Source organism: Micromonospora sp. NPDC005163, assembly GCF_053599835.1.
The window spans coordinates 25516-43605 of the sequence record NZ_JBSFYP010000025.1 but is presented as its reverse complement, the minus strand read 5'-3'; the positions used below and the strand labels follow the sequence as shown (position 1 = coordinate 43605).

General features: G+C 73.8%; 18 protein-coding genes and 2 tRNA genes. 9 read left to right on the top strand and 11 right to left on the bottom strand.

Annotated elements, in window-relative coordinates; all coding sequences use genetic code 11:
* Window positions 1-3: 3 nt before the first annotated feature.
* From ACWD6N_RS18795 to ACWD6N_RS18775, 5 genes are all read right to left on the bottom strand, one after another.
* Window positions 4-1494 carry a phosphatase PAP2 family protein gene (locus ACWD6N_RS18795; protein WP_354963017.1) on the bottom strand — a complete coding sequence of 497 codons (1491 nt, stop codon included), beginning with the start codon at window positions 1492-1494 and terminating at the stop codon, window positions 4-6.
* Window positions 1495-1574: 80 nt separating this feature from the next.
* Window positions 1575-2576, bottom strand: coding sequence for a YihY/virulence factor BrkB family protein (locus ACWD6N_RS18790; protein ID WP_387325229.1), 1002 nt, complete (start codon window positions 2574-2576; stop codon window positions 1575-1577).
* The gene (locus ACWD6N_RS18785) at window positions 2569-3573 is read right to left on the bottom strand and encodes a diacylglycerol/lipid kinase family protein (RefSeq protein ID WP_354963019.1); all 1005 of its coding nucleotides are present in this window, start codon (window positions 3571-3573) and stop codon (window positions 2569-2571) included. Before ACWD6N_RS18785 ends, ACWD6N_RS18790 begins: the two co-directional genes overlap by 8 nt.
* A gap of 98 nt (window positions 3574-3671) precedes the next feature.
* The gene (locus tag ACWD6N_RS18780; RefSeq protein WP_387325232.1) at window positions 3672-4250 is read right to left on the bottom strand and encodes a Clp protease N-terminal domain-containing protein; all 579 of its coding nucleotides are present in this window, start codon (window positions 4248-4250) and stop codon (window positions 3672-3674) included.
* Complete coding sequence (locus ACWD6N_RS18775) at window positions 4250-4486, bottom strand: HTH domain-containing protein (protein ID WP_074318164.1); 237 nt, start codon at window positions 4484-4486, stop codon at window positions 4250-4252. The genes ACWD6N_RS18780 and ACWD6N_RS18775 overlap by 1 nt, the downstream gene beginning before the upstream one ends.
* Window positions 4487-4654: 168 nt before the next feature.
* Here ACWD6N_RS18775 and ACWD6N_RS18770 point away from each other — a divergent pair, with 168 nt between their 5' ends.
* The 5 genes from ACWD6N_RS18770 to ACWD6N_RS18750 all read left to right on the top strand — a co-directional run bounded on the left by ACWD6N_RS18770 (window position 4655) and on the right by ACWD6N_RS18750 (window position 11757).
* The gene (locus ACWD6N_RS18770) at window positions 4655-5515 is read left to right on the top strand and encodes a universal stress protein (protein ID WP_354963020.1); all 861 of its coding nucleotides are present in this window, start codon (window positions 4655-4657) and stop codon (window positions 5513-5515) included.
* A gap of 72 nt (window positions 5516-5587) precedes the next feature.
* Entirely contained in the window at window positions 5588-7981 is a 2394-nt protein-coding gene (locus tag ACWD6N_RS18765; protein ID WP_354963021.1) for a phosphoketolase family protein, read from the top strand.
* A 10-nt stretch (window positions 7982-7991) separates the two neighbouring features.
* On the top strand, window positions 7992-8849 hold the full coding sequence (locus ACWD6N_RS18760) for a universal stress protein (RefSeq protein ID WP_354963022.1): 858 nt from the start codon (window positions 7992-7994) through the stop codon (window positions 8847-8849).
* A gap of 141 nt (window positions 8850-8990) precedes the next feature.
* Window positions 8991-9986: an Acg family FMN-binding oxidoreductase gene (locus ACWD6N_RS18755; RefSeq protein WP_387325516.1), complete on the top strand. Its 996-nt coding sequence runs from the start codon at window positions 8991-8993 to the stop codon at window positions 9984-9986.
* 94 nt (window positions 9987-10080) lie between these two features.
* A complete protein-coding gene (locus ACWD6N_RS18750; RefSeq protein ID WP_387325519.1) occupies window positions 10081-11757 on the top strand; it encodes a sensor histidine kinase in 1677 nt (558 codons plus the stop codon).
* Window positions 11758-11772: 15 nt separating this feature from the next.
* On the opposite strand, the gene ACWD6N_RS18745 is transcribed toward ACWD6N_RS18750, so the two are convergent.
* On the bottom strand, window positions 11773-12411 hold the full coding sequence (locus ACWD6N_RS18745; protein WP_089017008.1) for a response regulator: 639 nt from the start codon (window positions 12409-12411) through the stop codon (window positions 11773-11775).
* A 219-nt stretch (window positions 12412-12630) separates the two neighbouring features.
* On the opposite strand from ACWD6N_RS18745, the gene ACWD6N_RS18740 reads away from it, so the two are divergent.
* Window positions 12631-13608, top strand: a complete 978-nt coding sequence (locus ACWD6N_RS18740; protein WP_354963023.1) for an Acg family FMN-binding oxidoreductase — start codon at window positions 12631-12633, stop codon at window positions 13606-13608.
* Window positions 13609-13642: 34 nt separating this feature from the next.
* Here the strand turns inward: ACWD6N_RS18740 and ACWD6N_RS18735 are convergent, their stop codons facing one another.
* From ACWD6N_RS18735 to ACWD6N_RS18725, 3 genes are all read right to left on the bottom strand, one after another.
* Window positions 13643-14635, bottom strand: coding sequence for an NAD-dependent epimerase/dehydratase family protein (locus ACWD6N_RS18735; protein ID WP_354963024.1), 993 nt, complete (start codon window positions 14633-14635; stop codon window positions 13643-13645).
* A gap of 145 nt (window positions 14636-14780) precedes the next feature.
* Window positions 14781-14855, bottom strand: a tRNA-Val gene (locus tag ACWD6N_RS18730).
* 47 nt (window positions 14856-14902) lie between these two features.
* Window positions 14903-14975 (bottom strand) — tRNA-Gly (locus tag ACWD6N_RS18725).
* 148 nt (window positions 14976-15123) lie between these two features.
* On the opposite strand from ACWD6N_RS18725, the gene ACWD6N_RS18720 reads away from it, so the two are divergent.
* Window positions 15124-15366: a DUF6458 family protein gene (locus ACWD6N_RS18720; RefSeq protein WP_387325239.1), complete on the top strand. Its 243-nt coding sequence runs from the start codon at window positions 15124-15126 to the stop codon at window positions 15364-15366.
* 138 nt (window positions 15367-15504) lie between these two features.
* Here the strand turns inward: ACWD6N_RS18720 and ACWD6N_RS18715 are convergent, their stop codons facing one another.
* Window positions 15505-16320 (bottom strand): isocitrate lyase/PEP mutase family protein, encoded by an 816-nt coding sequence (locus ACWD6N_RS18715; protein WP_354963026.1) that lies wholly within the window; start codon window positions 16318-16320, stop codon window positions 15505-15507.
* Window positions 16321-16390: 70 nt separating this feature from the next.
* Between ACWD6N_RS18715 and ACWD6N_RS18710 the strand changes: the two genes are divergently transcribed.
* Window positions 16391-17371 (top strand): ArsR/SmtB family transcription factor, encoded by a 981-nt coding sequence (locus tag ACWD6N_RS18710; RefSeq protein WP_354963027.1) that lies wholly within the window; start codon window positions 16391-16393, stop codon window positions 17369-17371.
* 57 nt (window positions 17372-17428) lie between these two features.
* Here the strand turns inward: ACWD6N_RS18710 and ACWD6N_RS18705 are convergent, their stop codons facing one another.
* A complete protein-coding gene (locus ACWD6N_RS18705; protein ID WP_450004997.1) occupies window positions 17429-17611 on the bottom strand; it encodes a zinc-binding dehydrogenase in 183 nt (60 codons plus the stop codon).
* On the opposite strand from ACWD6N_RS18705, the gene ACWD6N_RS18700 reads away from it, so the two are divergent.
* Window positions 17594-18079, top strand: coding sequence for a GNAT family N-acetyltransferase (locus ACWD6N_RS18700; protein WP_354963029.1), 486 nt, complete (start codon window positions 17594-17596; stop codon window positions 18077-18079). The two genes, ACWD6N_RS18705 and ACWD6N_RS18700, sit on opposite strands and share 18 nt — an antisense overlap.
* Window positions 18080-18090 lie beyond the last annotated feature (11 nt).

Below are 18090 nucleotides of genomic sequence, written 5' to 3'. Positions count from 1 at the left end.
CGCTCAGTCGGCCCGGCCGGCCCGCGCCAGCTCGTCGTCGAGGGTGTCCACGTCCTCCGACTCGATGGCCGGCTGATTGCCTTCCTTCAGGTCGGCGTTGGGGCGGATGACCAGGTAGAGCAGCCCGATCCAGAGCGCGGAGAGCAGGATCGCGCCCATGAAGTCGGTCGGGTGGTGCATCCCGCGGTACATCCGGGACGTGGCCACCCCGACCGGCATGATCACCGCCAGCGCCACGAAGATCCAGCGCCACCAGCGGTCGGTACGCGGTAGCACGATGACGGCGATCGCCAGCCAGACGCAGATGGTCGCCGCGATGTGCCCGGACGGGAAGGAGGAGGTGGGCATCTGCCCGTCCAGGTTCTCCACCGGCGGGCGTGGCCGGTCGACCGCCCGGGCGGAGGCGAGGAAGAGGGTCAGCTCGCCGACCATCGCCAGCGCCACGAACAGCACCGGCCGCCAACGCCGCCACACCGCCAGCACCAGCGGACAGAACACCAGCGAGATCAGCAGGATGGCGTGCGTGTCGCCGAACTTGCTCCACCACCAGCTCACCTCGGTCAGCACCTCGGTGTGCCGATCGGCGAACCAGCGCGGCACCTCGGTGTCGAGCGTGGCGAAGAAGGTGCCCTTGGCGTGGTAGCTGACGTACGTGCCAAAGGCGTACAGCGCCCCGAAGACCAGCACCCAACCGACCAGCAGCTCGGCCACCGCCGAGCGAGGGTGGGCCAGCACGTGCTCCTCGGCCGGGGCGGGGGCGATGTCGTGCCCGGCCTCCGGTTCCAGACCCTCGCTCAGCGGCGGCACCGGGCGCCCCCGCTCGCGCCGCCACAGCCGGAACGCGTACGCGGTGACGCCCAGCCAGGCGGCGCCGAGCAGCCAGCCGGCCAGCACGTCGGAGACGAAGTGCACGCCCAGCGCGATCCGGGTCAGCCCGACCAGCGCCACCAGCACGGCCGTACCGGCGATCGCCGGCCTACGCCACCGGGGCGCCATCGCCGGCAGGAACACCAGCAGCAGCGCCCCGTACGCGACGAACGAGCCGAGCGCGTGCCCGCTCGGGAAGCTGTTGCCCGGCGCGCTGGCGATCGGCACGTCCACGACCGGGCGGAGCCGACCGACCAGCGTCTTCAGGGACGGGTCGAGGATCAGGCCACCGACCCCGGTGATGATCAGATAGACGGCCAACCGTGGCTGCCGCCGGATCAGCAGCCCGACCACGGCGATGGTGACCAGCCAGATGAGGATCGGCCGGCCGCCCAGGTCGGTCACCGCCTGGAGCACGGTGACCAGCGCGTGGTGCGGGGCGACGAGACCGTTGAACCACTCGGCGACCGCGTGGTCGGCGTCCTGCAACGGGCTCCACCGCATCCGGACGAGCAACAACAGCAGCCCGAAAGCCACCCCGGCGCCGGTGACGGCTACCAGGCCGGCGATGCTCCGCTCGGCGAAATGCCCGATCGGACGCCGCGCCACCTCTTTGAGCGCCGTCACCCCGCACCTCCCATGTCCATTGGCGAGGGCGCTTTACCCGATCGGCGCTGCCCGTACACGCGGGCGACCGGCGGCGGGCACTAGAGGGCGGTCATGTCCCCGGTGTCGAAGAGCTCGGCGCGGTCCGATTCGGGCTTCCACAGGTCCGGTTGGGCCGGCTCCTGCACGCCGATGCGCAGCGCCTCCAGCTGGGCGGCGAAGGCCAGCCCGCCGAACAGCGCCATCCCGGTGAGGTTGGCCCAGAGCAGCAGCGCCATCATCCCGGTCAGCGCGCCGTACGTCTGCCCGAAGCCGTCGCTGAACCGCACGTACGCGGCGAGCAGCAGGCTGGCGAGCCACCACAGCGCGGTGGCGATGCCGGCGCCGAAGAACAGCCAGGACAGGCCAGGCTGCTTGCGGCGCGGCGCACGCCGGAACAGCACCGCGACGGCGAGCACGGTCAGCGCGAGGCTCAGCGGGAAGCGGACCACGGTCCAGATGCCGTCGGCGACCTCGCCCCACTCGTAGTGCTCCCGCACCGAGTCGCCCATCGCGCCGCCGCCCACCAGGATCAGGAAGCCGGCGAGCGCGGGCAGGCCGGCGGTGACGGCCAGCACGGCGGCGCGGAGGTACTTCCACAGCGCCGGGCGGTCCCGCTCCACGCCGTAGATCCGGTTGGCTCCCCGTTCGATCTGGGCCATCGTGGTGGTCAGTGCGACCAGCCCGGTGAGCAGACCGAGGGTGAGCGCCAGCTCACCGGCGTCCTCGACGCGTTCACCCTCGCCGAGCAGCTCGGCCACCATCTGCTCGCTCTGGCCGGGGGTCAGCGCCAGCACGGTGTCGGCGACGATGCGGCCGCCCTCCTCGACGCCCAGCTCGCTGATCAGACCGGTGAGGGCGATCAGGAACGGCACCACGGCCAGGCAGAGTTGCAGCCCGAAGGCCCGGGAGTGGCTGAACCCGTCGCCGTAGCGGAACCGGATGAAGGCGTCCCGCAGCAGGTGCCAGCCGCCCTGGCGGCGCAGGGTGTGCCAGGCGTCGTCAGCGGAGAGCTCCTCGTCGGCCATCAGCCGGGTCTCCGGCACGATCCGGGTGCTACTCACGGCGTGCTTCCTCGATCAGCTGCTCGCCTCGCTCCCCGGCGCTTCGCGCGTCGACGGCCAGGTCGGGGGCCTGCTCAGGCTGGGGCACACACAGCCAGAGCGCCTGGGGTCGGACTTCCGCCCGCAGCCGCCGGCTGGGGGAGATGAGATCGCCGTCCAGCTCCCGGGGCTGGGCCCGGTTGCTGGTGACCACCACGCGCCGACCGCGGAACACCTCCATCTGCGGCACCCGGCCGTTGCGGCGGACCACCGCCCAGCCGAGCGCGAGCCAGTGCCGCAGGTTGCGCGGGGTGAGCACGGCGACGTCGAGCCAGCCGTCGTCCGGCTCGGCCTCGGTGAGCAGCCGCACGCCGCCTTGGAGCCGGCCCACGTTGGCGATCAGCACCGAGCGGGCCCGGCGGCGTACCGGCGGCCGGTCGTCGATGCGGATCTGCACCCGCATCGGCCGGTCCCGCAGGTGACGCGCGGCGCCCACCACGTATGCCGGCCAGCCGATGCGGGCCTTGGTGGTCTCGGAGGTGGCGGCGAGCATCTGGGCGTCGAAGCCCATCCCGGCCATCACCGTGAAGTACCGGTCCTCGACGGCGCCGACGTCGAGCAGCCGCCGGCCGCGCTCGACGGCGACCTGGAGCCCGGCGGCCAGGTCGGTGGAGAGACCCAGGTTGGCGGCGAGCAGGTTGCCGGTGCCCTGAGGCAGCACGGCCAACGCCACGTCGGTGCCGACCAGGGCGCTGACGCAGGACATCACCGTGCCGTCGCCGCCGCAGGCGAAGACCAGGTCGACGCCGGCCTTGACGGCCTGCTCGGTCTGGCCGCGGCCGGGGTCGTCGACGGTGGTCTCGAACCACTGCGGCTCGGGCCAGCCGGCGGCGGCCAGGGCGTCGTTCACGGTGCGGCGCAGGTCGTCGAGATCGGCGACCTTCACCGGGTTGACCACCACGGCGGAGCGCAGTCCACCGTCGCCGCCCGAGGGCCGCCTGTCCTGTCGAGCATCCACGGCGCCAGTGTGCAGCACCGGGGCGGCTTCAGCGAGCCCGCGAGCGGCCCGCGTCGGAAGTGCCACAGACAGGTTTCAACGCGCCGGCCACCGCATCGTCAGGCCGCCGTCCGTAGCGCGCTCTCCACCCGGCGGCGCAGGTCGTCGAGGTCGACCCCGGCCTCGGTGAGCACCAGCGCGCCCATCCCCTGCCCCTCGCGGAGCACCCCGAGCAGGATGTGTTCGGTGCCGATGTGGTGGTGCCGCAGCCGCACCGCCTCCCGCAGCGACAACTCGAGCGCCTTCTTCGAGCGGGGCGAGAAGGGCCCGCCCAGGTACCGCCGGCGGCCCCAGCGTCGGCGCGGCGCCGGCACGGCCTCGCGCAGGGCGTCCGGGCCGAAGGACTGCTCGATGCGGGCCACGATCGCGGCCAGGTCGATGCCGATTTCCCGCAGTGCCGCCGCGTCGGCGTCACCGAGGCCGGCGCCACCGCTGGCGGTGTGCCGGCGGATTCGCTCACGCAGGTCGTCGGCGCGTACGTCGGCGTCGGCCAGCACCCGGCTGGCCAGACCCGCCTCGTCGGCCGTCAGGGCGAGCAGCAGGTGCTCGGTGCCGACCGGGCGCTGGCCCTCGGCCCGCGCCTCCTCCAGCGCCCGCCGCACGACCGTGCGCGCCCGGTCGGTGAACCGTTCGAACATCACGCCTCCCAGGATTGATTGACCGCCGGCCGCCCGGCGTGCTTCTTGTGAACCGCCTGCCGGCTGACCTCGAGCGCGTCGGCGATCTCCTGCCAGGACCAGCCCTGTCGACGGGCGTTGTCCACCTGGACCACCTCGAGCCGCTCGAGCAGCCGGCGCAGCGCGCGGACGGCGCGCAGCCCGACCCGGGGGTCGGTGCTGCCGGCTGCCGCCGCGAGTTCCGTCGCCTGACTCATGTCGTCAACATACGTTGACGGTGCCACTCGTGTCAACCATCGTTGACGAGCTGCCGCCATCACGTCCGGCGGCGCTGCCCGATCCGGCCCGCCATCGTTACCACCCGACTACCCTCGGTCAGGGACAGCGTGGTCGTGCCGGGCGCGACGCCCGGGAGGTGATGTCGGATGGCTACATCCGCCGATGCAGCGGTGCTGGTTGGCCTCGGCTCGGACCGCGACCTCCCGGTCGTTCACCAGGCCGCGCAGGAGGCCTCCGCGCACGGCCGGCCACTGCACCTGCTGCACACCTTCGACTGGCACGCGGCCTTCTCCGCCGACACCGTCGCCGCGCCCCGGGACCACGCCGAGGATCTGATCACGCGGGGCGCGCAACTGGCCCACGGGATCGAACCGGGGCTGACCGTCCGCGGGGAGATCGTCGAGGGCGGCATGTTGCCGATCCTGATCCGTCGATCGGAAGCAGCCTTCCTGCTCGCGGTCGGCGACAGCGGGATGGCCGGCACCGCCAGGTGCATTCCGGCCGACACGTCCGCCGTGCAGCTGGCCGCGCGGGCCGGCTGCCCGCTGCTGGTGGTCCGCCAGGAGCAGCCGCCGCCGGGCCCGGTGCTGGTCGGGGTGGACGGATCGCCCAGCTCGACCCTCGCTCTGGAGTGGGCCTTCGAGTGCGCGGCCCGGCGCTGCACCCGGCTGCTGGCGCTGCGGGTGGTGGAGCCCGACGAGGACACCGACAGGGTCAGCGACCAGCTGGCCGAGGTCGTGGCCCGGTTCTCCACCCGTCGGACGGACGTGGAGGCCCAGTGCCGCGTCATCCGTGGCGATCCCGGACAGGTGCTGGTGGACGTGTCCCGCTCGGCGCAGGTCGCGCTGGTCGCCGCCCGGGGCGACGAACCGGGCCGCGGGATGCTGGGGGCGGTCGCCCAGTCCATGCTCTACCACTCCCCGGCCCCCGTGATCGTCGTCCGAGGGCTGGCCGAGGCCCCGCTCACCGGGCCCGACGCCCGCCCGAACCGGGACCAACGGCCCTGACCTCGGGGCGCAGGCGACGGCGAGGCTGGACGTCGGATGCCCCACTCCCCGATCTGCGAGAGGCACAGCATCATGGACACCGCACTCGATCCGAACCGGTCGATCACCGACGACGAGCTGCGCCGACTGCACGCCTACTGGCGCGCCGCGAACTACCTCACCGTCGGGCAGATCTACCTGCTCGACAACCCGCTGCTGCGGGAGCCCCTGACCCCCGACGACATCAAACCGCGGCTGCTCGGCCACTGGGGCACCAGCCCCGGGCTCAACCTGATCTACGCCCACCTCAACCGGGTGATCGTGGCGCGCGACCTGAACGCCATGTTCGTCACGGGCCCCGGGCACGGCGGGCCGGCCATCGTGGCCAACACCTGGCTGGAGGGCACCTGGTCGGAGCGCTACCACGACGTGTCGCGCGACGAGGCGGGAATGGCCCGACTGTTCCGCCAGTTCTCCTTCCCCGGCGGCATCCCCAGCCATGTGGCGGCGGAGGTGCCGGGTTCGATCCACGAGGGCGGCGAGCTGGGGTACGCGCTGAGCCACGCCTACGGCGCCGCCTTCGACCACCCGGACCTGGTGGTGGCCTGCGTGATCGGCGACGGCGAGGCCGAGACCGGGCCGCTGGCCGGCAGCTGGCTCTCCAACGTCTTCCTCAACCCGGCCCGCGACGGCGCGGTGCTGCCCATCCTGCACCTCAACGGCTACAAGATCGCCAGTCCGACCGTACTCGCCCGGATCCCCGAGGCGGACCTGCTCGACCTCCTGCGCGGCTCCGGCTACCAGCCGTACGTGGTGGCCGGTGACGACCCGGCCCAGGTGCACCGCACCCTCGCCGCGACGCTGGACCGGGCGCTGGACGAGATCGCCGCGATCCAGCAAAGGGCCCGCTCCGGCGGCGTCGTCGAGCGTCCCCGCTGGCCGATGATCATCCTGCGGACGCCGAAGGGCTGGACCGGCCCCCGCGACGTCGACGGCAAGCAGGTGGAGGGCACCTACCGCGCCCACCAGGTGCCGCTGTCACAGGTACGCGACAACCCGGCGCACCTGGCCGAGCTGGAGCACTGGCTGCGCAGCTACCGCCCGGAGGAGCTGTTCGACGCGACCGGCGCGCCGGTGGACGAGCTGCGGACACTGCCGCCGCGCGGCGACCGGCGGATGAGCGCCAACCCGGTCACCAACGGCGGCGTGGTGCTCCGCGACCTGCGCCTGCCCGACTTCCGCGACTACGGCTTGGAGGTTCCCCACCCGGGCGAGCCGATGGCCGGCGCGACCGGGGTGCTCGGCCCGTGGCTCCGGGACGTCATCGCCGCCAACCCGCAGACGTTCCGGCTGTTCGGCCCGGACGAGGTCGCCTCCAACCGGCTGGACGCCGCCTTCGAGGTGACCGACCGGGCCTGGGTGGCGGGCACGGTGCCGGGCGATGAGCACCTCTCCCCAGACGGCCGGGTGATGGAGGTGCTCTCCGAGCACCTGTGCCAGGGCTGGCTGGAGGGCTACCTGCTGACCGGCCGGCACGGCCTGTTCACCAGCTACGAGGCGTTCATCCACATCGTCGACTCGATGCTCAACCAGCACGCCAAGTGGCTGAAGGTGACCCGGGCCATCCCCTGGCGGCAGCCGCTCGCCTCGCTGAACTATCTGCTCTCCAGCCACGTCTGGCGGCAGGACCACAACGGCTTCTCCCACCAGGACCCGGGCTTCATCGACCACGTGGTCAACAAGAAGGCCGAGGTGGTTCGGGTCTACCTGCCGCCGGACGCCAACACCCTGCTCGCCACGATGGACCACTGCCTGCGCAGCCGGCACTACATCAACGTGGTGGTGGCCGGCAAGCAGCCGGCACCGAACTGGCTGACGATGACCGAGGCGATCCAGCACACCCGGCGTGGCCTGGGCATCTGGGAGTGGGCCAGCAACGACGGCGGCACCGAGCCGGACGTGGTGCTGGCCTGCTGCGGTGACGTGCCCACCCTGGAGACGCTGGCCGCCGCCGAGCTGCTGCGTCAGCATCTCCCGGAGCTGAAGGTGCGACTCGTCAACGTGGTGGACCTGATGCGGCTCCAGCCGGACACCGAGCACCCGCACGGCCTGACCGACAGAGAGTTCGACACCATCTTCACCGAGGACCGCCAGATCATCTTCGCGTACCACGGCTATCCGTGGCTGATCCACCGGCTCACCTACCGCCGTACCAACCACGAGAACCTGCACGTGCGCGGCTACAAGGAGGAGGGCACCACCACCACCCCGTTCGACATGGTGATGCTCAACGACCTGGACCGCTTCCATCTGGTCATCGACGTCATCGACCGTGTGCCCGGGCTGGCCGCCCGCGCCGCGCACCTGCGGCAGCAGATGGTCGACGCCCGGCAGTCGGCGCGCGACTACACCCGCCGGTACGGCGAGGACGACCCACAGGTCGCGGAGTGGCGCTGGATCCGCGAAACCGATCCGACCAACCGCTGAGGAGGACGACGTGCGTGACGCGGAGATCCTGGTCGGCTACGACGGCTCGACCGACGCCTCGGTGGCTCTGGACTGGGCGCTGGACGAGGCCGAGCACAGCGGCCAGCCGGTGCGGCTGGCGTACGTCTTCGAATGGCTGACCGTGGCCGGCTGGGTCGGTCCGGGCGTGGCGCCCGGCGTCTGGCCGGACGACACCGCACGGCGGCAGGTGGAGGAACTGGTCCGGAAGGCGGCGACGCAGGCCGCCGCCGCGCATCCCGGGCTCACCGTCACCGGCGAGGTGTACGACGGCCCGCCCGCCCTGGTGTTGCAGGAACGCTCGGCCGAGGCCGGTCTGCTGGTGCTCGGCAGCCGCGGCCACGGCGGGTTCGGTGGACTGCTCGTCGGGTCGACGGCGGTGGCGGTCGCCGCGCACGGGCACTGCCCGGTCGTGGTGGTCCGGGACGGGGCCAGCGGGGCACCGGCCGACGCGTCGGGTGGACCGGTGGCGGTCGGCGTGGACGGCTCCGAGCCGTCGCTGGTGGCGCTCGGCTTCGCCGCCGAACGGGCGGCCCAGCGGCGGGTGCCGCTGCGCGTGCTGCACGCCTGGACCCAGGGCCCCGGCGGGGCGGCCGGAGCGCCGGACGAGCGGGCCGCCGTGGAGCAGTCGCTGGAGCCGTGGCGGCGGACGTACCCGGATCTCGCCGTGAGCATCGACCTGGTCCCGGGCAGCCCGGCGGCCATGCTGATCGAGGCGAGCCGTGACGCGCGGCTGGTGGTGGTGGGCAGTCGGGGCCGGGGCGGGCTGGCCGGCATGCTGCTGGGCTCGGTCAGCCAGCAGCTGATCCAGCACGCCCACTGCCCGGTCGCCGTCGTCCGGGAACGTTGACCCCGGGGGCGTAACGACCCGGCCCGACCGGGACCTACGACCCCTGCGCGCCGTCGTCGGATGCCACAGGATGGAGCGGGCAACCCCACGCGCATCACCGCCACGTCAGGCACGATTGGCAGAGACGGAGAGGTCGTGACGATGAGTCAGGAAGGCCAGCTGACCACCGCGCTGGCGGCGGCCGCGGCAACCGCCGGCCACGCCCCCTCGGTGCACAACACCCAGCCGTGGCGCTGGCGGGTGCTGCCCGACGCGTTGGAGCTGCGCACGGTCCGCGACCGCCAGCTCGCGGCCACCGACCCGGAGGGCCGGCTGCTCGCCCTGAGCTGCGGCGCGGCCCTGCACCACGCCCGGCTGGCGCTGGCCGCCGAGGGGTGGCGCGCGGTGGTGGAGCGGCTGCCCGACCCGAGCGACACCGAGCTGCTGGCCCGGCTGACCACCCTGGACCGCGCCGAGGTCGACCCGGACGCGATGCGGATGGTGCAGTGCATGCAGGTCCGGCACACGGACCGGCGGCCGGTCAGCGACGAACCGGTGCCCACCGCCGCGATCGAAGAGATCATCCGAGCGGTCACCGCCGAGGGCTGCCGGCTCCAGATCCTCGACCGCGACCAGGTGCTGGAGCTGGCCGCCACGGCGGCGCACGCCGACACGGTCGAGGCCGAGGATCCGGCGCTGCGCGCCGAGCTGGCGTACTGGACCAGCCGCGCCGGCACCGGCACCGGGCTGCCGCCGGAGGTGCTGCCCGAGCAGCCCCCGCAGACCACCGTGCCGGCCCGCGACTTCGGCCGCCCCGGCAGCCTGCCGGTAGGCCCCGGCCACGACCGCATGGCGGTGTACGCGCTGCTGCACGGCGACGAGGACGAACCGGACAGCTGGCTGCGCGCCGGCGAGGCGCTCTCCGCCGCCTGGCTGACCGCCACCCGGCTCGGCGTGTCGGCGGTGCCGCTCAGCGCGGTGGTGGAGGTGCCGGGCACCCGGCAGACCCTGCGACAGCTGCTCTCCGGCCTCGGCTTCCCGTACCTCGTGCTGCGGTTGGGGATCGCGGACCCGGCGCACGCGGGCCCGCCACACACCCCGCGGCTGACCACCGCGCAGGTGGTCGACACCTCCGCGGTCCGCGGCGGGCACGGCTGACGGGCCTGGACAGGACGGGCACCGGCGATACCATCGCGCGGTGACCAGCACGCCACAGCCCCGCAAGGAAGCCCAGGTGACCCCGTCGCTCGGGCTGAGCCCGCTGTCCCGGGTCCACCTCGACGAGCTGCTCCAGGAGATGCTGGACCGGGTCGGCGAGGTGGTCACCAGCCGGGAGCGGCTGCGCGCCCTGCTCGACGCGGTGGTCGGCATCGGCACCAACCTCGATCTGCGCAGCACCCTGCAACGCATCGTGCAGGCGGCCTGCGAGCTGGTCGGCGCCCGGTACGGGGCGCTGGGCGTGGTCGGCCCGGACCGGCTGCTCTACGACTTCATCGTGCACGGCATCACCCCGGAGCAGCACGCGCAGATCGGCGACCTGCCGCACGGTCGGGGCGTGCTCGGCCTGCTCATCGACGACCCCCGGCCGCTGCGGATGCCGGACATCACCCAGCATCCCCGCTCCTACGGCTTCCCGCCCAACCACCCGCCCATGCACAGCTTCCTGGGCGTGCCGGTGCGCATCCGGGAGCAGGTGTTCGGCAACCTCTACCTGGCCGAGAAGCAGGGCGGCGCGCAGTTCACCGAGGACGACGAGGAGATCGTGGTCGCGCTCGCCGCCGCGGCCGGCGTGGCCATCGAGAACGCCCGCCTGTACGCCCTGGCGCACCGGCGGGAACGCTGGCTGGCGGCGACCGCCGAGATCACCACGGTGCTGCTCGGCGAGGTCCGCCGCACCGACGCGCTGGCGCTGGTCGCCCGCCGCGCCCGGGAGGTCGCCGAAGCCGAGCTGGCGCTGGTCATGCTCTACGACACCGACGCCGCGCAGTACACCGTCGAGGTGGTCGACGGCGCCGACGAGCAGGCGCGCGCGCTGGTCGGCACGGTCCTGCCGGCCGCCGACACCAGCTTCGGCGCGGCGATCGCCGAGGGCCGGCACGACCAGGTGGACGATCTCGCGCACGCCGCCCCGTGGCCGGCGCTGCTGCACACCGGGCCGGCGGTGATCTCCCCGCTGGCCACCGCCGAGACCCTGCACGGCGTGCTGGTGGTGGCCCACCGGCCGGACCGCGGTGGCGGCGCCACCGAGGACGACGTGGCCCTGCTGGGCAGCTTCGCCGGTCAGGCGGCGCTGGCCATGGAACGGGCCCGCGGCCAGGAGGAGCGGGAGCTGCTGGTGGTCCTGGAGGACCGTGAGCGGATCGCCCGCGACCTGCACGACGTGGTGATCCAGCGGCTCTTCGCCACCGGCCTGCAACTGCAGAGCGCCGCGCCGATGATGACCCGCCCAGAGGTGGCCAAGCGGATCAACGCCGCCGTCGACGATCTGGACGCGACCATCCGGGACATCCGCCGGACCATCTTCGAGCTGCGTACGCCGATGACCGCGGCTCTGCGTACAGAGATCCGTGAGGCGATCGAGGTGGCCGCCGAGTCGTTGGGCCACAAACCCCACCTGGAGCTGACCGGGCCGGTGGACAGCGCCGTCCCGGACGCGGTCCGCCCGGACCTCACCGCCGTGTTACGCGAGGGGCTGTCCAACGCGGTACGCCACGCGCAGGCCACCCAGGTCACCGTTGGCGTCCGCGTCGACGCCAGACACGTCACCGTCACGGTCACCGACGACGGGGTGGGCTGCGACCCCGCCGCCGCCCGGGGCGGCCTGATCAACCTGAGCGAACGCGCCGAACGTCACGGCGGCACCTTCACGGTCCGCCCGGTCGAGCCGCACGGCACCGAGGTCAGCTGGTCCGTGCCGCTGCGCGACTGACCGGGGCGGGTCGGCTCAGGAGGTCTTACCGAGCAGGCGGGTGGCCAGGACGGCGGCCTGGGTGCGGCGCTCCAGACCCAGCTTGGCCAGCACGCTGGAGACGTAGTTCTTCACCGTCTTCTCGGCCAGGAACATCTTCCCGGCGATCTCCCGGTTGGTCAGCCCCTCCGCCACGTACTCCAGGATCCGCCGCTCCTGCTCGGTGAGCGACTTCAGCTCGCGCGGCTGCTCGACGCCGTTGCGGATGCGCTCCAGCACCCGGGTCGTGATCGCCGGGTCGAGCAACGACTGCCCGGCCGCCACCCGCCGCACCGCGTCGACCAGGTCGGTGCCGCGGATCTGCTTGAGCACGTACCCGGCGGCACCCGCCATGATCGCCGCGAACAGCGCCTCGTCGTCCTCGTACGAGGTGAGGATCAGACCCTTGATGGACGAGTCGACGGCGCGCACGTCCCGACACACGTCGATGCCGTTGCCGTCGGGCAGCCGCGCGTCGAGGATCGCCACGTCGGGCCGCAACGCCGGAATACGGCGGGCCGCCTCCAGGGCGGAGCCGGACTCGCCGACCACCTCGATGTCGCCGCTGCTCTGCAACAGGTCGGCCAGGCCACGGCGGACGACCTCATGGTCGTCGAGGAGGAACACCCGGATCATTCCTCGTTTCTACCCCGGTCCCGCGACCCGCGCACGGGCCGAAGGTCCCGACCGGGGCGGTCCGAGGTCCGGGGTGGGCCGGCGCACCAGCCAGGGGCGGTGGGGCCCGACGGGTCGGGACGTCCGGCCCTGCCCGGCACCCACCCGACGGACGGACCGTAGGGGTGCGGCGAACGTCGGAGCACCGCCGGCTGCCGGCCATCGGAGAGGAGCACCGCCATGGACATCGGCTACACATCGGCCCACCTGCGGACCGCCGCCGTGGACGCGGTCCGGGCACCCTCGCTGCACAACACCCAGCCGTGGCGGTTGCGGCTGCGCGACGGCGGGATCGAGGTGCTGGCCGACCCGGCCCGGCGGCTGCCGGCGACCGACCCGAGCGGGTGGGGTGTCCGCATCGCCTGCGGCGCGGCGCTGTTCAACCTGCGGATCGCGCTGGCCGTGGCCGGCGTCCCGGCCCGGGTGCGGCTCCGCCCCGACCCGGCCGAGCCGGACCTGCTGGCCCGCCTGGTCCCGGACGTTCCGCGCCCGCCCACGCCCGGCGAGCAGAGCCTGCACGCCGCCATCCCCCGCCGGTTCAGCAACCGGATGCCGTTCTGGCCGAACCCGGTGCCGGCGGACGCACGGTGGCGGCTCGGCGAGGCGGCCCGCGCCGAGCAGTGCTGGCTGGAGCTGTTGATCGGGGTGAGCGCGTTTTCCGCGTTCGGCGAGATCGCCCGCGGCGCGCACCGCGTACTGGAGCGTGACCCCGCCTACCGGTCAGAGCGCGAGCGGTGGCTCCGCCAGGAGCCCGCGCCGGACGGCGTGCCGGCCTCGGCCGGCGGTCCGCAGGGCGAGCCGCAGGACGTGCTGCCGGCGCGCGGTTTCGGCGGGCGCGACCGAGCCCCGAGGCGCGACTTCGAGCCGGAGCCACTGGTGGGGGTGCTCGGCTCGGTGGGCAACACCGCCGTCGACCAGGTGGTCGCCGGGCAGGCCCTGCAACGGGTGCTGCTCACCGCCACCGACGCCGGGCTCAGCGTGTCGCTGCTCTCCCAGCCGATCGAGGTACCCGGCGCGCGGGAGCAGCTACGGCTGTCACTGGGCCGGTTCGGCACGCCGCAGATGGTGCTGCGGATCGGTTACGGCCAGCCCGGCCGGCCGACCCCCCGCCGCGCTGTCGACGAGGTGCTGGACCTGCCGGTGGCGCCGGCCCCCTGAGCCGGCGCCACCGCCCCGCTCGACGAACCCCCGTTCAGGCGGCGAGCAGCGCCGCCTCCCGCGCCGGGTCCAACCCCACCGTCGCCCGGCGCGGCTTGCCGGCACGCGGCGGCACCGACCCCACCGCGTCCAGCCAGCGCCAGGTGTCGGCGACGGTCTCCGTCACCGGGCGGCAGGTCAGCCCCGCCGCGTACGCCTTCTCCACGCCGCGCTCCTGCAACCACCGGAACTCGTGACGCGGCGGAATCCAGATCGGCAGGTCGTTCCAGGGCACGACGCCGGCGGCCAGGATCGCTGCCGGGTCGGTCCAGCGCAGCGTCGCGCCGGAGCCGGTGACCTTGACGACCGAATCCAGCAGCTCACCCATGGTGGTGTGCCCCGAACGGCTGACCACGTTGAACGCACCGCCGACCCCTTCGGCGGCCCGGTCCAGCGTCCACCCCACCAGATCGCGTACGTCGATGTACTGCACGGGCAGGTCCACCGGGCCGGGCGCGAGCACGTCACCGCCGCGGGCCACCCGCCGCAACCACCAGGGCAGCCGGCCGATGTCCTCCCCCGGCCCGAGGATCAACCCGGCACGCACCAGCAGCGCCCGCTCGCCGTAGACCTCCGTCGCGGCCAGCTCCCCGCCCGCCTTGCACTCCGCGTAGTCCCCGTCGACGGCATCGGCGGACGCGTCCACAGTGGGTGCCTCCTCGCCGACGTGCGTCGGCGCCGGCGGGGCGTAGACCGATCCGCTGGAGATGTAGGCGTAGTGCGGGACCGCCCCGACCAGCGCGCGGGCCGCGTCCCGCACCGCCCGGGGAGCGCTGTCCCAGGTGTCGACCACCAGGTCCCACTCACCGCCCGCCAGCGCCGCCAGGCCGCCCGGCGCGCTCCGGTCACCCCGCAACCGGTGTACGCCGGGTGGCGTCGACCCGTGCAGCCCCCGGTTGAACACCGTCACCGACCAGCCCCGACGGACCGCTTCGGCGACCGTCGCACCACCCACGAAACCCGTCCCGCCCAGCACCAGCAGTCTCATGCGGTCCACCCTGCCGGGTCGTGGCGACGGGCGGCACCCGTGTTCACCCGTAGCGGATCTCCCCACAGCAGAACGCGCTCCGACGGCGACGTCGTCCAACGCGGAACGGCTCGTTACCGGTATTCCGGTAACGAGCCGTTTTCGTTGGTGGGCGATACTGGGTTTGAACCAGTGACCTCTTCCGTGTCAAGGAAGCGCGCTCCCACTGCGCCAATCGCCCGTGGTGACCGCCCGAACCGGCAGCCAGGCCCCGTGGGGCGGATCGCGAGCGGACGACGGGATTCGAACCCGCGACCCTCACCTTGGCAAGGTGATGCGCTACCAGCTGCGCTACGTCCGCACGTCGCCGGTGTGCCCCGGCGACAGGTGAACTCTACCCGATCGCAAGATCGCCCGGAGCGCCACCCTGGCCGGTGGCGGGTTGCGTTGGTCGGCGCCGGGGTACTGAAGGGCTCGACAGCGCACCACATCCCCCTAAGGAGGCTGTCGTGGGTATCGGCACCAGCATCTTCCTGATCGCGCTCGGCGCGATCCTCACCTTCGCGCTGGACGCGAGCGTCGGCGGCATCAACCTCGACGTGGTCGGCTGGATCCTGATGGCGGCCGGTGTGCTCGGCCTGATCATGACCACGCTGATCTGGGGTCGCCGCCGTGCGGTGGTCACCACCAGTGAGCAGCCGGTGGAGTACCGCCGGGTCGAGGAGCGGCGGGACATCGGCCCGCCGCTGTGACACGACCACCGGCGGCGCCGGCGGATCACGCGATGCCGGGCCGGCTACCTCGATCGAGGTGGCCGGCCCGTCGCATCCGTGACCCCGACTGACCGCGGGAGGCACCGCCTCCTTCCGGCACCGCACGGCCCTCGTCGCTCAACGCATCAGCGCGTTGAGCGTTCCGTAGTCGAGGGCGTCCGCCAGCGCGCCGTACGTGCCCGCGCCGAGGGCCTCGTCCGCCGCCCGGCGGGCGACCGCGTACGCGGCCTCCGCGACCGACGAGCCGAGGCTCACCCGGGCCACCCCCAGCCGGGCCAGCTCCCCCACCGTCGGCGCACCCGGCCCGGCGAGCACGTTCAGCGGCGCCGGCACCGCCCGCACCAGCGCGCGGATGGTCACGGGGTCCACCACCCCGGGCACGAAGATGGCGTCCGCGCCGGCGGCGAGATAGGCGGTGGCCCGGGCCACGGTCTCGTCGACGTCCCCGGCGCCGCTGAGGAACGTGTCGATCCGGGCGTTGACGTAGAGCGGCAGCCCCGCCGCGTCGGCCGCGCCCCGCACCGCGCCGATCCGGGCGCACTGGTCGGGCACGTCGCGCAACGGCGCGCCGGCGTCGCGTCGGGCGTCCTCGATGTTCACGCCGACCGCACCGGCGTCGAGCACGGCGCGGGTGGTCAGGCCGACCTCCGCCGGCGTCGCGCCGTACCCGGACTCGATGTCCGCGGTGACCGGCAGCGCCACCGAGGCGGCGACCCGGCCGACCATATCGACGGCCGCGTCGCGGCCGAGGACGTCGCCGTCGGGTACACCCAGGCTCCAGGCGACGCCGGCGCTGGTGGTGGCCACCGCGCGGGCGCCGGCGGCCGCCACGATGCGGGCGCTCGCGGCATCCCAGGCGTTGACCAGGACCAGCGGCGACCCTGGTGTGTGCAGGGATCGGAACAGTTCGGCTCGGGTGTGTTGTTCGCTCACACGGCAAGTCTCGGCCGGCCCCGACCCTGGCGGTAATGTTTCAGTCCCAGCTGAATCCACCGGGGGTGCCGTGGTCGCCATCAGCCTGTCGGCGGGTGCGGTCGCCCGCATCCGGTTCGCCGTCTCCTGCCTGTGGGAGGTCGTCGCGAGCATCCGGGTGCTGCGCGACCCCGGGGACCACGCCGTCCACCTGCCCTGGGTACGCCGGGTCCGTCCACCGCTGGTCGAGGCCGGGTTGATCGACGCTAACGGCGGGCTGCTCTGGCAGCTGGTGCCGGCCCGGCCCAGCTACCTGGCCGACTTCCTCACCCCGCCGCCCGCCGGCCTCATCCCGGACCTGGCCGCCGAACTGGCCGCCGTCCGCGCCACCCCGACCGACACCGTCCGCGCGCACCTGGACCTGTACCCGGGCGACCGCACGCCCGCGCTCGCCGCCCTGTACGCAGACCCGCCGGTCGGGCTGCGCCGGCTGACCGAGGAGATCGAGGCGTACTGGCGGATCGCCCTGGCCCCGCACTGGCCCCGGCTGCGGCTGCTGCTGGACGCCGACGTCGCCGCCCGCGCTCGCCTGCTCGCCGAGGACGGCGCGGCGGTGCTCCTCAACGATCTGCACCGCCAGGTCCGGTGGGAGGACGACACCCTGCTCGTCGCGCAGCGGCACTGCCTGGCCCCGGACGTCGCGGACGGTCCGGGCCTCGTGCTGGTTCCGTCGGTCTTCGTGTGGCCGTCGGTGGCGAGCGTGTCCGCCGGGGACGCGCCGCAGCTCGCCTATCCCGCCCGTGGGCTCGGCGCGCTCTGGGAGCATCCGACCGGCGTCCCGGACGCGCTGGCCGCCGTGCTCGGGCGCGGCCGGGCCCGGCTGCTCTCCGAGCTGATCGGGCCGGTGAGCACCACCGAGCTGGCCCGGCGCAGTGGCATGTCGCCCGGCGGGGTCTCCCAACATCTCACCGCGTTACGCGCGGCCGGTCTGGTGGTGACCCAGCGCCAGGGCCGCACGCTGCTCAACACCCGCACCGACCTCGCCGAGGCGCTGCTCTCCGCGACCGGGTAGGCCGATGCGGCGTGCGGGTGGGTCGGCGCCGGACCGGGCGCTCCGGGTGCCGCCGCGTCAGAACTCGATGACCAGCCGGCCCCGCACCCCGCCCGCCTCAAGGATCCGGTGCGCCCGGGACGCCTCCTCCGGCGGGAACCGGCCGGCGACACGGAGGGTCAGGGCACCCTCCTCGGCGAGCCGCCGAAGCAGGTCGAGCTTGTCGCGCCGTCCGTCGTAGTCGTGCACGAACGCCGGCACCAGGGTGAGGTCCGGACGGGCGGCCCGGGCAAGCTCCGCCGGATCCGGCGCGCGCCGACACCGGCCGGCCTGCACATCGCCGAAGCCACCGACCTGGACGCGTTCGTCGGCGCCTACGCCCGGGTGTCCGGAATCCCGGCGGAAGGCGCGGCGGCGGCGATCGAGCGGGAGAAGGCGTTCGCCGGCGACGGCACGGTGATCAGGCTGGCCGGTCGCCTCGACGACGGCCGGATCGTCGGGACGGCCGTGGCCTGGCTCAGCCACGGGCTGCTCACCCTGTACTTCGTCGGCACCCAGCCCGAGCAGCGCCGGCGGGGCATCGGCGCGGCGATGACCAGGGCCGCGCTCGACCTGGCCGCCGGGCGGGGCGTCCGCACGGCGGCACTCACCTCGACGCCCGTCGGCGAGCCGGTCTACCGCCGCCTCGGCTTCCGCACCGTGGGCACGTTCCGGCTGCTGACCTTCTGAGCCGAGCCGGA